General features: G+C 67.4%; 14 protein-coding genes and 1 rRNA gene. 7 read left to right on the top strand and 8 right to left on the bottom strand.

Translation table 11 applies throughout. The features are described 5' to 3' along the window. Nucleotides 1-128 precede the first annotated feature (128 nt). Together ABGB19_RS17460 and glgB are read left to right on the top strand one after the other, a co-directional pair. Entirely contained in the window at nucleotides 129-2222 is a 2094-nt protein-coding gene (locus ABGB19_RS17460; protein ID WP_347687244.1) for an alpha-1,4-glucan--maltose-1-phosphate maltosyltransferase, read from the top strand. Then, entirely contained in the window at nucleotides 2219-4435 is a 2217-nt protein-coding gene (gene glgB, locus ABGB19_RS17455) for a 1,4-alpha-glucan branching protein GlgB (protein ID WP_347687243.1), read from the top strand. Before ABGB19_RS17460 ends, glgB begins: the two co-directional genes overlap by 4 nt. Nucleotides 4436-4523: 88 nt before the next feature. Here the strand turns inward: glgB and ABGB19_RS17450 are convergent, their stop codons facing one another. The 3 genes from ABGB19_RS17450 to ABGB19_RS17440 are packed head-to-tail and all read right to left on the bottom strand — an operon-like array spanning nucleotide 4524 to nucleotide 7051. Beyond that, on the bottom strand, nucleotides 4524-5417 hold the full coding sequence (locus ABGB19_RS17450; protein ID WP_347687242.1) for a tetratricopeptide repeat protein: 894 nt from the start codon (nucleotides 5415-5417) through the stop codon (nucleotides 4524-4526). Between the two features lie 13 nt (nucleotides 5418-5430). Then, a complete protein-coding gene (locus ABGB19_RS17445) occupies nucleotides 5431-5814 on the bottom strand; it encodes a DUF3817 domain-containing protein (RefSeq protein ID WP_347687241.1) in 384 nt (127 codons plus the stop codon). 55 nt (nucleotides 5815-5869) lie between these two features. Then, nucleotides 5870-7051 carry an acetyl-CoA C-acetyltransferase gene (locus tag ABGB19_RS17440; protein ID WP_347687240.1) on the bottom strand — a complete coding sequence of 394 codons (1182 nt, stop codon included), beginning with the start codon at nucleotides 7049-7051 and terminating at the stop codon, nucleotides 5870-5872. A gap of 83 nt (nucleotides 7052-7134) precedes the next feature. On the opposite strand from ABGB19_RS17440, the gene mce reads away from it, so the two are divergent. Then, nucleotides 7135-7617 (top strand): methylmalonyl-CoA epimerase, encoded by a 483-nt coding sequence (gene mce / locus ABGB19_RS17435; RefSeq protein ID WP_347687239.1) that lies wholly within the window; start codon nucleotides 7135-7137, stop codon nucleotides 7615-7617. Between the two features lie 9 nt (nucleotides 7618-7626). Here the strand turns inward: mce and ABGB19_RS17430 are convergent, their stop codons facing one another. Beyond that, a complete protein-coding gene (locus tag ABGB19_RS17430; protein ID WP_347687238.1) occupies nucleotides 7627-7914 on the bottom strand; it encodes a hypothetical protein in 288 nt (95 codons plus the stop codon). Between the two features lie 18 nt (nucleotides 7915-7932). Beyond that, nucleotides 7933-8604: an endonuclease NucS gene (gene nucS / locus ABGB19_RS17425; protein WP_347687237.1), complete on the bottom strand. Its 672-nt coding sequence runs from the start codon at nucleotides 8602-8604 to the stop codon at nucleotides 7933-7935. A gap of 45 nt (nucleotides 8605-8649) precedes the next feature. Between nucS and ABGB19_RS17420 the strand changes: the two genes are divergently transcribed. Beyond that, complete coding sequence (locus tag ABGB19_RS17420) at nucleotides 8650-10254, top strand: adenylate/guanylate cyclase domain-containing protein (RefSeq protein WP_347687236.1); 1605 nt, start codon at nucleotides 8650-8652, stop codon at nucleotides 10252-10254. A gap of 2 nt (nucleotides 10255-10256) precedes the next feature. On the opposite strand, the gene ABGB19_RS17415 is transcribed toward ABGB19_RS17420, so the two are convergent. Next, complete coding sequence (locus ABGB19_RS17415; protein ID WP_347687235.1) at nucleotides 10257-11708, bottom strand: carotenoid oxygenase family protein; 1452 nt, start codon at nucleotides 11706-11708, stop codon at nucleotides 10257-10259. Between the two features lie 88 nt (nucleotides 11709-11796). On the opposite strand from ABGB19_RS17415, the gene ABGB19_RS17410 reads away from it, so the two are divergent. Continuing rightward, on the top strand, nucleotides 11797-12438 hold the full coding sequence (locus ABGB19_RS17410; protein WP_347687234.1) for a TetR/AcrR family transcriptional regulator: 642 nt from the start codon (nucleotides 11797-11799) through the stop codon (nucleotides 12436-12438). Here the strand turns inward: ABGB19_RS17410 and ABGB19_RS17405 are convergent. Further along, the gene (locus ABGB19_RS17405) at nucleotides 12432-12914 is read right to left on the bottom strand and encodes a hypothetical protein (protein ID WP_347687233.1); all 483 of its coding nucleotides are present in this window, start codon (nucleotides 12912-12914) and stop codon (nucleotides 12432-12434) included. The genes ABGB19_RS17410 and ABGB19_RS17405 overlap by 7 nt on opposite strands. A gap of 191 nt (nucleotides 12915-13105) precedes the next feature. On the opposite strand from ABGB19_RS17405, the gene ABGB19_RS17400 reads away from it, so the two are divergent. Continuing rightward, the gene (locus ABGB19_RS17400; RefSeq protein WP_347687232.1) at nucleotides 13106-14590 is read left to right on the top strand and encodes a DNA-3-methyladenine glycosylase 2 family protein; all 1485 of its coding nucleotides are present in this window, start codon (nucleotides 13106-13108) and stop codon (nucleotides 14588-14590) included. Next, nucleotides 14590-15093, top strand: coding sequence for a methylated-DNA--[protein]-cysteine S-methyltransferase (locus ABGB19_RS17395; protein ID WP_347687231.1), 504 nt, complete (start codon nucleotides 14590-14592; stop codon nucleotides 15091-15093). Before ABGB19_RS17400 ends, ABGB19_RS17395 begins: the two co-directional genes overlap by 1 nt. A 65-nt stretch (nucleotides 15094-15158) precedes the next feature. Here ABGB19_RS17395 and rrf read toward each other — a convergent pair. Beyond that, nucleotides 15159-15273, bottom strand: a 5S ribosomal RNA gene (rrf, locus tag ABGB19_RS17390). Nucleotides 15274-15277 lie beyond the last annotated feature (4 nt).

Raw genomic sequence — 15277 nt, 5'->3', positions numbered from 1 at the left:
GCGTGCTTCTTCATCTCCACGGGGTTGGGGTGAGCATTACGGTGGGTATAGGGCGCGACGAGGCTTTGACGAACTGACCAAGACGACACAGCGGCTCGCGCAGGCCGCGCCAATGTGAGGAGTGGTAGGTGGCCGGTCGTATCGAAATCGATGACGTCCAGCCCGTCGTCTCCGGCGGACGCTATCCGGCCAAAGCGGTCGTCGGCGAGATCGTGCCGGTGACCGCGACCGTGTGGCGGGAGGGCCACGATGCGGTCGCGGCCACCCTGGTGGTGCGCTTTCACGGTACGTCGTATCCGAAGCTGGCCGACGATCCGCCCGGGCTGCCGACGGTCGTCGAACCGGTGCCGATCGAGGCCGTGGTCTCCGCGGCGCCGCGCAAGAAGCCCCAGCATCTCGCGATGGCGACCGGGCGGACACCCGACGTGTTCCACGGCGCGTTCACGCCCGACTGCGTCGGATTGTGGACGTTCCGGGTGGACGGCTGGGGCGATGCGTTCGCGACCTGGCGCAAGAACGTGACGGCCAAGCTCGACGCCGGCCAGAGCGAGTCCGAGCTGTCCAACGACCTGCTGGTCGGCGCGAAACTGCTGGAACGGGCCGCGACCGGGGTGCCGCGCCAGAACCGCTATCCGTTGATCGACGCGGCCGCGCGGCTGCGGCAGCCGGGCGATCCGTTCACCCGGGCCGGCGCCGCGCTCGCCGAGGACGTCACCGAACTGCTCGATCAGTACCCGCTGCGCGAACTGGTCACCCGCGGCGAGCAGTACGGCGTCTGGGTGGACCGCCCACTGGCCCGGTTCAGCTCCTGGTACGAGTTCTTCCCCCGCTCCACCGGCGGCTGGGACGCGCAGGGCAACCCGGTGCACGGCACGTTCGCCACCGCGACCAAGGCGCTGCCTCGCGTCGCCCGGATGGGCTTCGACGTCGTCTACCTCCCACCGATCCACCCGATCGGCAAGGTGCACCGCAAGGGCCGCAACAACAGCGTCACCGCCGCGCCCAAGGATGTCGGCTCGCCGTGGGCGATCGGTAGCGACGAGGGCGGACACGACGCCGTCCACGCGCAGCTCGGCACCATCGAGGATTTCGACGAATTCGTCGCCGCCGCCCGCGACGACGGCATGGAGGTGGCGCTGGATCTGGCGTTGCAGTGCGCACCCGATCACCCGTGGGCGCGCGAGCACCCGGAGTGGTTCACCGTGCTGCCCGACGGCACCATCGCCTACGCGGAGAACCCGCCGAAGAAGTACCAGGACATCTACCCGCTGAACTTCGACAACGACCCGGCAGGCCTCTACCAGGAGGTGCTGCGAGTGGTGCGGTACTGGATCTCGCACGGCGTCAAGGTGTTTCGCGTGGACAATCCACACACCAAGCCGCCGAACTTCTGGGCGTGGCTGATCGGCGAAGTCAAGCGCGAAGACCCCGACGTGCTGTTCCTGTCCGAGGCGTTCACCCGGCCCGCCCGGCTGTACGGATTGGCCAAACTGGGCTTCACACAGTCGTATACGTACTTCACGTGGCGCACCGCGAAGTGGGAGATCACCGAGTTCGGCGAGCAGATCGCCGAGCACGCCGACTACGCCAGGCCGAACCTGTTCGTCAATACCCCCGACATCCTGCACGAGAGCCTGCAGCACGGCGGCCCGGGCATGTTCGCCGTCCGCGCGGCGCTGGCCTCGACGATGAGCTCGACATGGGGGGTGTACTCCGGCTTCGAACTCTTCGAACACCGGCCGGTCCGAGAGGGCAGCGAGGAGTACCTCAACTCGGAGAAGTACGAACTGCGCCCGCGCGACTTCGACGCCGCGCTGGCCGACGGCGAGTCGCTGGAACCGTTCCTCACTCGGCTCAACGAGATTCGCCGCGTTCATCCCGCGCTGCACGAATTGCGCACGATCAAGTTTCACCACATCGACAACGACGCGTTGATCGCCTACAGCAAGTTCGACCCGGTGTCCGGCGATCAGGTGCTGGTGGTGGTCACCATCAATCCGTTCGGGCCCGAGGAGGCCACCCTCTGGCTGGACATGGGCGCTCTGGGCATGGAGCCCTATGACCGGTTCTGGGTGCGCGACGAGATCACCGGTGAGGAATACCAATGGGGCCAGGCCAATTACGTGCGCATCGATCCCGCCCGCGCGGTGGCGCACATCCTCAACATGCCGCAGGTTCCCGCCGACCAACGACTCAATCTGCTGCGTAGGGAGACATCATGACGCAGACCAAGCAAGCGAGCAGCCCGCATCTGCGGCCGCACACCGCCGACCTGAACCGGTTGCTGGCCGGCGAACACCACGACCCGCATTCGGTCCTGGGCGCCCACGAGTACGACGACCACACCGTGATCCGCGCCTACCGCCCGCACGCGGTCGAGGTGATCGCACTGATCGGCGGTGAACGCTATGTCTTCGCGCACATCGAGGCCGGCTTGTTCGCGGTCGCGGTGCCGATCACCGGCCTGGCGGACTATCGGCTCGAGGTGCACTATCCCGGCGCCAACGGCTCCAACCAGGTGCACACGGTCGCCGACGCGTACCGCTTCCTGCCCACGCTCGGCGAGATGGATCTGCACCTGTTCTCCGAGGGCCGCCACGAGCGGTTGTGGGAGATCCTCGGTGCGCATCCGCGTCGCTACACCACCCCCGACGGGGTCGTCGAGGGCGTCTCGTTCGCGGTGTGGGCGCCGAACGCCAAGGGTGTCAGCCTGATCGGCGAGTTCAACCACTGGGACGGCCACGAGGCGCAGTTGCGGGTGCTGGGGTCGACCGGGGTGTGGGAGGTGTTCTGGCCGGGCTTCGAGATCGGCGGGCTGTACAAGTTCCGGATCCACGGCGCCGACGGATCGGTCACCGAACGCGCCGACCCGATGGCGTTCGCGACCGAGGTGCCGCCGAAGACGGCCTCGAAGGTCACCAGGAGCGACTACACCTGGGAGGACCGGGACTGGATGGCGCAGCGCGCCGCCCAGAACCCGGTGTTCGAGCCGATGAGCACCTACGAGGTGCACCTGATGTCGTGGCGGCCGGGGCTGACCTACCGCGAACTCGCCCAGCAGCTGACGGATTACGTCGTCGAGCATGGGTTCACCCACGTCGAACTGATGCCCGTGGCCGAGCACCCGTTCGGCGGCTCGTGGGGCTACCAGGTGACGTCCTATTTCGCGCCGACGTCGCGGATGGGCTCCCCCGACGAGTTCCGCCATCTGGTCGACACGCTGCACCAGGCGGGCATCGGCGTGATCATGGACTGGGTGCCCGCACACTTCCCGAAGGACGCGTGGGCACTCGGCCGCTTTGACGGCACCGCGCTCTACGAGCACTCCGATCCGCGCCGCGGTGAGCAACTCGACTGGGGCACTTACGTTTTCGACTTCGGCCGCGCCGAGGTGCGTAACTTCCTGGTAGCCAACGCGCTGTACTGGTTGCAGGAGTTCCACATCGACGGCCTACGCGTGGACGCCGTCGCGTCGATGCTCTACCTGGACTACTCGCGGCCGGAGGGCGGCTGGACGCCGAACGTCTACGGCGGCCGCGAGAACCTCGAGGCCGTGCAGTTCCTGCAGGAGATGAACGCGACGGTGCACAAGGCGGCGCCCGGCATCGTGACCATCGCCGAGGAGTCGACGTCTTGGCCGGGTGTCACGCGGCCGACCAACCTTGGCGGACTTGGCTTCTCGATGAAGTGGAATATGGGTTGGATGAACGACACGCTGGAGTTCATCAAGCGCGATCCCATCCACCGCAGTTACCACCACCACGAGATCACGTTCTCGATGCTCTACGCGTTCAGCGAGAACTACGTGCTGCCGATCAGCCACGACGAGGTCGTGCACGGCAAGGGCACGCTGTGGGGCCGGATGCCCGGCGACGACCACATGAAGGCGGCCGGGCTGCGCGGCCTACTGGCCTACCAGTGGGCGCATCCGGGCAAGCAGTTGCTGTTCATGGGCCAGGAGTTCGGCCAGCGCGCCGAATGGTCCGAGGAACGCGGCGTCGACTGGTACCAGCTGGACGAGAACGCCTTCTCAACCGGAGTGCTGCGGATGCTGCGGGACATGAACGGCCTCTACCGGAGCAGGCGCGCACTGTGGTCGCAGGACACCAAGCCGGACGGCTACTCCTGGATCGACGCCAACGACTCGGCCAACAACGTGCTGAGCTTCCTGCGCTACGGAGACGACGGGTCGGTCATGGCGTGCGTGTTCAACTTCTCCGGTTCCGAGCACTCCCGCTACCGTCTCGGCCTGCCGCACGCCGGAACGTGGCGCGAGGTGCTCAACACCGACGCCGACGTCTACAACGGCTCGGGCATCGGCAATTACGGCGCGGTCGAGGCCACCGACGAGCCGTGGCACGGTCGCCCCGCCTCCGCGGTGATGGTGCTGCCGCCGCTGGCCGCGCTGTGGTTCGAGTACGAGCCCGGCGCCTGACTGCCGTTGGTCTGGTGTGCGCTCAGATCGCGATTTCGACCTGAAATCGGCGAAGACGCGATCTGGCTGCACACCAGATTCTCGGTTTTCAATAGAGCGCGTTGGCCAGCTTGCGCCGGCCGGCGATGACCTCGGGCTCGGCGGGGTCGAACAGGTCGAACAATTCGATCAGCCGCGTACGCACCTTGGTGCGGTCGTCGCCCGAGGTCCGCTTGATCAGGCCGATGAGCCGGTCGAAGGCGGCGGCGACGTTCTGCTGAAGGATCTCGACATCGGCTGCGGCGAAGGCGGTTTCGATGTCGTCGGGCTTGGCGTCGGCGGCGACGACCGCGCCGGGGGCACGCGTCGTCGCGCGCTGCAGGAAGGCGATCTGGCGTACGGCGCCCTTGGCCTCCGCGTGATTCGGGTCGGCGTCGAGGATGGCCTGGTATGCCGTGCGCGCCTCGTCGAACTCGCCGGCATCGAGGTGGGCGCGCGCCTGCGCGAGCGCGGGATCGACCTGCTCGGGCTGCTCGGCGTCGCCGCTGCCGGGCAGCTTCCCCGCGACGGCGTTGAGCAGCGAGTCGATCCATCGACGCAGCTGCTCGGGCGGCTGCATGCCCTGGAAGCTGGACAACGGCTGGCCCGCGGCGAGCGCGACGACCGTCGGCACGGCCTGCACGCCGAACATCTGCGCCACCCGCGGCGCGACATCGACGTTGACGGTGGCCAGCGACCACTTGCCGTCGTCGGCGTCGGCGAGCGCGGCGAGCGCATCGCCCAACTGAACGCTGACGTCGCTGCGCGGGGACCAGAGCAGCACGACGACCGGAACCTGGCCGGACCGGACCAGCACCTCGTCTTCGAGGTTGGCCTCGGTGATCTCCACACCGCCGGCCGGCGTCGACGCACCCGCGTCACCGGTCGAGGCCCGCTGCTTGAGGGACGACAGATCAACCGCACCGGCCATCGAGGCCGCAATAGGGGGTCGTGGACGACTCACGCCACTAAGTTTGTCACGTCGTTTCGGGCACTGACCGCCCCGGTTGCGCGACGGCCACGGCGGCCGCCGTCGCGCCCATGCGGCCGGTGCGGTCGGCCCATATGAGGAACATCACACTGCCCAGTGGCACGATGCTCGCCAGCAACGCCAGGGCAACCGTGCCGAGCGTCCACTTGAACGCGATCGCGGCCAGCAGGCCGACGACCACGAAGGCGACGAAGACCAGCCCGTGGGCCATGCCGAAGATCTTGACGCCGATCTCGGTGCGGGGTGTGCCCAGGTACTTGAAGTACATGCCGGTCAGCAGGCCGACCCAGCTGACCGCCTCGAGCAGGGCGACGAGGCGGAACCAGCCGGCGACGGACCGCAGGTCGAAAGCGCGTGTCATGGCCGCCATTGTGCCGGAAACCCGATCCGTTTACTACAAGCCGTCGTAGATCGGCTGCCGGCTCCTAGCTGCGGCGCAGGATCAGCGCGTCGCCCTGACCGCCCGCACCGCACAGCGCCGCAACCGCGTAGCCGGAGCCGCGTCGCGCCAGCTCGAGGGCGGCGTGCAGGGTGATCCGCGCTCCGGACATACCGATCGGATGCCCGATGGCGATCGCGCCGCCGTTGACGTTGACCTTGTCCGCGTCGACGCCGAGCTCCTTGGTGGAGGCCAGCGCGACCGCGGAGAACGCCTCGTTGATCTCGATGACGTCGAGCTGGTCGGTCGAGATGCCCTCGCGTGCAATGGCTTTCTTGATCGCGTTGGCGGGCTGGGACTGCAGTGTCGAGTCCGGGCCCGCGACGACGCCGTGGGCGCCGATCTCGGCCAGCCAGGTCAGCCCCATCTCGACGGCCTTGTCCTTGTTCATCACGACCACCGCGCAGGCGCCGTCGGAGATCTGGGACGCCGAGCCGGCGGTGATGGTGCCGTCCTTGCGGAACGCGGGCTTGAGGCCCGCCAGCGACTCGGCCGTGGTGTTGGCGCGGATGCCTTCGTCCTCGGTGAACTCGATCGGGTCGCCCTTGCGCTGCGGGATGCTGACGGGCACCACCTCGTCGGCGTAGACGCCGTCCTTCCAGGCCGCAGCCGCCTTCCGGTGCGAGCCCGCGGCGAACTGGTCCTGCTCGGCGCGGGTGAACTGGTCGACGTCGTTGCGCTGCTCGGTGAGCGCGCCCATCGGCTGGTCGGTGAACACGTCGTGCAGCCCGTCGTAGGCCAGGTGGTCGAGGACAGTGACGTCGCCGTACTTGTAGCCCGACCGGCTGTTCATCAGCAGGTGCGGTGCCTGGCTCATCGACTCCTGACCGCCTGCGACCACCACGTCGAACTCACCGGCGCGGATCAGCTGGTCGGCGAGCGCGATCGCGTCGATGCCCGACAGGCACATCTTGTTGATGCTCAGCGCGGGCACGTCCCAGCCGATGCCACCGGCCACCGCGGCCTGCCTGGCCGGCATTTGCCCGGCGCCGGCGGTCAGGACCTGGCCCATGATGACGTACTCGACGGCCGAGGCCGGCAGCTTGGCCTTCTCGAGCGCAGCGGCGATCGCGATGCCCCCGAGATCGCTGCCAGAGAAGTCCTTCAGCGAACCCATGAGTTTGCCGACCGGAGTCCGGGCCCCAGCAACAATCACCGACGTCGTCATTTATTTCCTCCCGGGAGTGGGTACTCGGATATGTGGCACATGACACATTCCGCAAACATCTGTCTCAAGGTTACCGTTACGTTATGACCACTGAACACGTAGACGCACGTCCGGCGCTCGCGAGCGCCCTCGTGACGGCGATCGATCACGTGGGAATCGCGGTGCCGGACCTCGACGCCGCCATCAAGTGGTACCACGACCACCTCGGCATGATCGTGCTGCACGAGGAGGTCAACGAGGAGCAGGGAGTCCGCGAGGCCATGCTGTCGGTCCGCGGCGCGCCCGTGGGCAGCGCGCAGATTCAGCTGATGTCCCCGCTGGACGAGACCTCGACGATCGCCAAGTTCCTCGACAAGCGCGGACCCGGTCTCCAGCAGCTGGCCTACCGCACCAGTGACATCGACGCGCTCAGCGAGCGCCTGCGCGCCGACGGCGTGCGCCTGCTCTACGACGCCCCGCGGCGCGGCACTGCGAACTCGCGGATCAACTTCATCCACCCCAAGGACGCCGGCGGGGTCCTCGTCGAGCTCGTCGAGCCGGCCAAAGACGGGCACGGGGCTCCCTAGGACTGCTCACTAGGACCATCTGCGGGTCGGACCGCGCGTGGCGCGGCGCGTCCAGCACGGGGTGTGCCAGTGCCGACGATCGTCGACCGCCCGCTCCCCCAGATCGGCCTCGAACACCACCAGATGCGCTGTGCCCGGTCGGATCTCGTGGTCGCACCCCGGACAGCGGTAGGTTTTGGTGGCACGCGCACCGGCGACTGGGCGGACCTCGTAGTCATAGCCGTCCGGACCGGTCTCGATGCGGCGCGGCGCCGGTAGCGGGGCCGCGCGCTGCGTGGGTTTGCGCCGGCGCGACATGAGTTCCAGTCTAGGGCGCTAGAACAGCCGGAATTCGTCGCTGTCCATCCCGCGCATCTGGTCGTAGTCCAATGTCACGCAGCGGATACCGCGATCGGTGGCCAGCGTCCTGGCCTGGGGCTTGATCTGTTGTGCGGCAAAGATTCCGGCGACCGGAGCAAGCAGCGTGTCGCGGTTGAGCAGCTCGAGATAGCGGGTCAGTTGTTCGACGCCGTCGATCTCGCCGCGCCGCTTGATCTCGACGGCCACCGACCCGCCGTTCTCGTCGCGGCACAGCAGATCCACCGGGCCGATGGCGGTCATGTACTCGCGGCGCACCAGCGTGTAGCCCGCGCCCAGCAGCTCGACGTGCTCGGCGAGCAGCTCCTGCAGGTGCGCCTCGACGCCGTCCTTGACCAGTCCGGGATCGACACCGAGTTCGTGGCTGGAGTCGTGCTCGACGTCCTCGACGGTGATCCGCAGCTGTTCTCCGGCCTTGTTCTCGACCACCCAGACCGACGTCGGCCCGTCGCTGTCCTCGGTGAGCCAGCACGGCGGGCTCATCCAGTTCAACGGCTTGTAGGCGCGGTCGTCGGCGTGCACGCTCACCGAGCCGTCGGCCTTGATCAACAGCAGTCGCCGCGCCGAGGGCAGGTGTGCGGTCAGACGTCCGACGTAGTCGACGGTGCACTGGGCGATCACGAGACGCACCCGACCACCTTAGGCGCCGGGTCGGCTAATTAGGCTTTAGCCACGATGACCGCCAACAAGAGCGTCGCGCATCGGCTGGGCCGCGTCCTGGAGGCCGTGACCAAGCAGAGCGGGCGACTGCCGGCCACCCCGGAGTACGGCTCCTGGCTGCTCGGCAAATCGGCCGAGAGTCAACGGCGCCGACGGATCCGCATCCAGGTGATCCTGACGGTCCTGCTGTTGTTCACGAACCTGCTCGGCATCGGCGTGGCACTGCTGATGGTCGCGGTCGCGATTCCCGTGCCCAGCATCTTCAGCGATGCGCCGGCCTGGCTGACGTGGGGGGTCGCGCCGGGCTACATGGGGCTGGCCCTGATCGTCGGCACCTACTGGATCACGGCGCGCATCGTCGGCTCCCTGCGATGGGCGATCGAGGAGCGCACGCCCACGCGGACCGACCAGCACAACGTCTTCTTCGCACCGTGGCGCGTGGCCAAGATGCTCCTGTTGCTGTGGGGCGTGGCGGCCGCGCTGCTGACGACGCTCTACGGTCTCTACGACACCGCTTTCATCCCCCGCTATCTGCTGGCGGTGGGTTTCAGCGGCGTCGTCGTCGCCACCGCCTGCTACCTCATCACCGAGTTCGCGCTGCGTCCGGTCGCCGCTCAGGCGCTCGAGGCCGGCCGGCCGCCGCGGCGCCTGGCGCACGGGATCATGGGCCGGACGATGACGGTCTGGATGCTGGGTTCGGGTGTCCCGGTGCTCGGCATCCTGTTCCTGGCCCTCTTTGCGCTGACACTACGGAATCTCACGACGACGCAGTTCGCGGTCGCGGTGATGATTCTCGCGGCCGTCACCTTGATCTTCGGGTTCGTGTTGAGCTGGCTGCTGTCGTGGTTGACTGCCACACCGGTGCGTGTGGTCCGCACGGCGCTTCAGCACGTCGAACGCGGCGATCTGAATTGCGATCTGGTGGTGTTCGACGGCACCGAACTCGGCGAACTGCAGCGTGGGTTCAACTCCATGGTGGAAGGCCTCAAGGAACGCGAGCGCGTGCGCGACCTCTTCGGCCGCCACGTCGGCCGCGAGGTCGCCGCCGCCGCGGAGAAGCAGCGGCCCAAGCTCGGAGGCGAGGAACGCCACGTCGCGGTCATCTTCGTCGACATCATCGGTTCGACGCAGCTGGTAACCGGAAGGCGCGCAACCGAGGTCGTGGACCTGTTGAACCGCTTTTTCACGGTGATCGTCGAGGAGGTCGACCGCCACCACGGGTTCGTCAACAAGTTCGAGGGCGACGCGGCGCTGGCCGTGTTCGGCGCGCCCAACCGGCTCGACAGTCCCGAGGATGAAGCTCTGGGTGCCGCCCGCGCCATCGCCCGGCGGATCCACGAGGAGGTGCCCGAGTGCGACGCGGGCATCGGAGTGGCCGCAGGAGAAGCGGTGGCCGGCAACGTCGGTGCCAAGGAGCGTTTCGAGTACACCGTGATCGGCGAACCCGTCAACGAGGCGGCGCGACTGTGCGAGCTGGCCAAGGACAAGCCGGGTCACCTGCTCGCCTCGTCGGACGCGGTCTGCGGCGCCGGCGAGGACGAACGCGAGCAGTGGACGCTCGGCGACAGCGTGACGCTTCGCGGTCACGACGAGCCGACCCGGCTGGCATCACCGGTGTAGCGCTACGCGACGGCCGTGGGCACCCAGTTGCCGTGGAACCCGGCGGGCACGCGGTGGGGCAGCTTGACGGTGGCGACGTCGTCGAGTGTCTGCGCGTCGAGCAGCACGAGTGCGCTGCGGTCGACCGTCTGGTCGTAGACGTAGCCCATCAGCACGCCGTCGTCCTCCGCGGCGTCGGGCGATGACGGCTCGAAGACGAACTCGCCGAGGACTTTTCCGTCGCCGAAGGATCGGCGTTCGGTGCGGCCTCCGACGAAATCGTGCTTGAGCAGGGTGTCGCTGCCGTCGCCGCCGACGGCGGGTGCGTATCCGTAGCGGTGGCGCCGGCCGACGCGGCGCTCGTCGACGCGCGGGAACTCCTGAGGGTTGTCGTCAATGCGCTCTTCGCGGACCTTGCCGTCGGCGAGGTCGACGGTCCAGCGGTCCAACGTCGGCGGCCCTTCGTCGGGCCCCAGCCGGTTGGTGTCGAACATCTTCGGATGGCGGACGACGTCGAGGACGATGGTGTCGCCATCCGAGGGGTCATCGTCGTAGGCGTTCATCGGGTGGAAGACGTAGCACGGCTCGACGTCGAACCACCGCACGTCGGCATTGCCGCCGTCGCGGGGCATGACGCCGACCCGGGCGGGGTACTTCGGGTTCCACGAGTACGGGAAGCGTCGATCGGACGTGGCACCGCTGGGCTGGCGCGCACTGATGGGATCGGGAATGCGCACGCGGCCGATCAACGCGGACAACACAAGTCGAGATGGCAGGCGCAGTCCGCGCGGCACGGTCATCTCCACCGCCTGACGGGCGTCGAAGGTGACCGGCAGGTCGTAGAACACGACGTGCTTCTCGGTCAGCGAAAAGTCGTGCATCATCGGGCTACCCGACACCTCGATGTCGACGGTGTGCCGTGCGCGGCCGTCGACGCCGATCACCGAGTACTGCACCGTGTTACCGCGGTACATGCTGTATGAAACCGCGTGCAGCTCACCGGTTTCCGGATCACGCTTGGGGTGCGCGGTATAGCCTCCGGTTAGCGTCCCGTCGAAGTCATACGCACCGACGGTGTCCAGTTCGTCGGTGAGCTCCATGTTGGTCACGCCGGATTCGATGAGGGCCAGCGTCTTGCCGGCATGGCCGATGACATTGGTGTTCGCGCCGATTCCGGAGATGGCGAAGTTCCCCGGCGGCGACTTCTCTCCCAACGCGCACGCCGTCTGCGGTCCCCGGACCCAGCGGTTGCGGTACCACTCTGCCTTTCCGTCGCGCAGGCGGACGCCGTGGACCATTCCGTCGCCGATGAACCAGTGATACAGCTCGGGGTCGATCTCGCCGACCGGATTCGGTCCGTTACGGAGATACCGCCCGTCGAGGGATTCGGGGATTGTCCCGGTGACCTCGAGGTCGGTCAGCGTGTACTCGTCGTGGATTGGTGCGAATGGGCCTTCCAGATAGCGATTCGCCATGGCGCCTGCTCCCTATAACGGTGTTATGGCCCTTGTATAACACTGTTATGGCAGCATGGCAAGGGTGGACGTTCCTGTCAGGGAGCAGTTGATCGAGGCCGGCATCCGCGTGCTCGAGCGCGATGGGCTACCGGCGCTGAGCGCACGGAAGCTGGCGGCCGAGACCGGGTCATCGACGATGGCGGTCTACACGCACTTCGGCGGCATGACGGGGCTGATCGACGCGATCGCCAGCGAGGCGTTCGCGCGGTTCACCGCCGCGTTGACGGAGACACCGGTGACCGACGACCCGGTGGCGGATTTCTTTGTCATGGGCGCTCGCTACCGCGAGTTCGCGCTCGCCAATCCGCAGCGGTACCAGATGATGTTCGGCACGTCGGCGCAGTCGCTCAATCGCCACCACGCAGATCTGACGGTGACGGGCCGCTCGACCGATCGCGCCGAGTTCGCAGTGTCGTTCGAAGCGTTGCTGAGCGTGGTACGACGGATGATAGAGGCGCGCCGGATTCGTGACGACGGCGTGGCGGTGATGGCGGGCCGGATGTGGAGCATCACACACGGCACCGTATTGCTGGAAATGGCAGGCTTTTTCGGCTACGAAAACCATGGCTTGACGCAGATCCTCGGGCCGCTGACCGTCGACGCCCTGGTCGGTATGGGCGACGATCGCGACAAGACGCTGCAGTCTTTGACCGCGGCGCTGGCTTACCTACCGGAGGCGATTCACTGACCGCCTTCTTCGGCGGGCAGCGGCGGCGGCAGGGACGTCGTCGGAGTCGATGTCTCTGCGGGTGCCGACGAAGGAACTTCCGCTGCCGGTCCCTCGTGGAAGTCGATCATCGGCTCATCGCGAATGACCCGCGTGCCCGCGCTGACCACCAGGGAGCTCTCCGAGACGAAGTAGGTGATCCCGTCGTTCTCGGCGGTGAATTGGCCGCTGGCCTGCGTTGCGGGCACGATCAATCTCGCGCCGTCACGCAGCCGCACCCCGCGATACTCGAACTCACCGTCGGCCGTTTGGCAGATCGCCACGCGCGACGTCGCGGTGCTGCCGAACAGCACTGCCTCGCTGGGCGGGGCGCAGCGAGCGGTGGAGTCGACGTAACCTCGAGCATCCGTCGCCGGCGCGGCAACGGCCGCCGGCGCGCCCAGCAGCGACCCTGCCGTCGCGGCGGCGCACAGGATGAATAGCGCGCGATTTCCCATCGGCTCCCACGACACCACAGGGCCGGCAGGGTTGCATGCTGCGATGCCGGTGGCGTTCTGATCGTTAGCTTCTTGAGATCGACGCGTGAGCAAGGCGCGGGCGAACCCCGTACACGTATGGCTCGGCCGCACCGACGACGATGTCGGTTTTCCGCCAGTGATTGTCGGTGGCCGCGTGTAATCGTTGAGAGATGCACGAGGATTTCGACCGCTGCTACCGAGCCGTTCAGTCCAAGGACGCCCGGTTCGACGGCTGGTTCGTCACCGCCGTGCTGACCACCAGGATCTATTGCAGGCCGAGTTGTCCGGTCCGGCCGCCATACGCCCGCAACATGCGGTTCTACCCCACCGCCGCGGCCGCCCAGAAAGCCGGATTTCGGGCCTGCAAGCGATGCCGACCCGACGCATCGCCGGGTTCCCCGGAGTGGAACGTCCGCAGTGACGTCGTGGCACGGGCCATGCGGTTGATCGCCGACGGAACCGTCGACCGCGAAGGCGTCACCGGACTGGCCGCCCGCATCGGCTACACGACCCGTCAACTCGAACGGCTGCTGCAGGCGGAGGTGGGCGCCAACCCGTTGGCACTCGCGCGCGCCCAACGCTCCCAGACCGCCCGGGTGCTGATCGAGACCACGGAATTGCCGTTCAGCGACGTCGCTTTCGCGGCCGGCTTCTCCAGCATCCGGCAGTTCAACGACACCGTACGTGCAGTGTGCGACCTCACGCCCACGGCCCTGCGTCAGCGCGCCCGAGCACGGTTCGGCCGCAGTGAGGGCGCGGCCGGCGCGCTGTTCTTACGCCTGCCGGTCCGCGCTCCGTTCGCCTGCGAGGGATTGTTCGGACACCTGGCGGCCAGCGCTGTGCCGGGCGTCGAGGAGGTACGCGACGGCGCGTACCGGCGGACGCTGCGGCTGCCGAACGGGAGTGGGATCGTCAGCCTCACACCGCAGCCCGATCACGTGCGGTGCCGTGTGGTGCTCGACGACTTTCGCGATCTCGCAACCGCCATCGCTCGGTGTCGCCGTCTGCTCGACCTCGACGCCGATCCGGAAGCGGTCGTCGACGCGCTGGTCGCCGATCCGCAGCTCGCCGTGCTCGTCGACAAATCACCCGGCCAGCGGATCCCCCGCACCGTCGACGAGCAGGAGCTCGCCCTGCGGGTGGTGCTCGGCCAGCAGGTGTCGGTCAAGGCCGCCCGCACCCATGCCGGACGGATCGTATCCGCCTACGGTCAACCGGTCGCGGACGCCAACGGCGGACTGACTCATGTGTTTCCGGCGATCGAGCACCTCGCTGACATCGACCCGGTGCATCTGGCGTTCCCGAAGGCGCGGCAGCGTTCGCTCAACGCCCTGATCGGCGCCATCGCGGCCGGAGACGTGGTCCTCGACGCCGGCTGTGATTGGAACAGAGCTCGCGAGCAGCTGCTGGCGCTACCCGGCATCGGCCCTTGGACAGCCGAGCTCATCGCGATGCGCGGCCTCGGCGATCCAGATGCCTTCCCCGTCACCGACCTCGGGGTGCAGTTGGCCGCCAAGCACTTGGAGCTGCCCGCCGACCCCCGCGCACTCACCGAGTACAGCACCCGCTGGCGACCGTGGCGTGCCTACGCCACCCAGCACCTGTGGACGGCCCTCGACCATGCCGTCAACGAATGGCCCCCGAAGGAGAAGTGATGACCACTCTGCACTTCCGCGGCATGGACAGCCCGGTCGGGATACTCACCTTGGCCGGAATCGACGGCCGGCTGATGCATCTGCGGATGGTCGACCAGACCTACGAGCCGAGCCGCGACGGCTGGGAACCCGACGACCACGCCTTCCCCGACGCCGTCGAACAACTCGAGGCGTACTTCGCCGGCGACCTCACCGAGTTCGAGCTGACGCTCGACCTGGTCGGCACCGCGTTCCAGCGCAAGGTGTGGGCCGCGCTGCTGACGATCCCCTACGGCGAGACACGGTCGTACGGCGAGATCGCCCGCCAGATCGGGTCACCGGGTGCCTTCCGTGCCGTCGGCTTGGCCAACGGGCATAATCCGATCGGCATCATCGTGCCGTGCCATCGCGTCATCGGTTCGAATGGCAGTCTCACCGGATATGGCGGCGGAATCGATCGGAAAAGGACGTTACTCGAATTCGAAAAAAGCCGATTTTCGCCGATTCCGACATTATTTGATTGAAGCCGACTGACTCCACAAATGCCTGTGGCCCCCAAATCAACGGGGGCCACAGGGCTTTAATTTGTGTTCGGCGGTGTCCTACTTTTCCACCCGTGTTGGGTAGTATCATTGGCGCTGGCAGGCTTAGCTTCCGGGTTCGGGATGGGTCCGGGCGTTTCCCTGTCGCTATTGACCGCCGTAACTC

The organism is Mycobacterium sp. B14F4, assembly GCF_039871645.1.
Lineage (GTDB): Bacteria > Actinomycetota > Actinomycetes > Mycobacteriales > Mycobacteriaceae > Mycobacterium.
The sequence above is the reverse complement of the archived record's forward strand: the minus strand, read 5'-3'. Positions and strand labels throughout refer to the sequence as shown.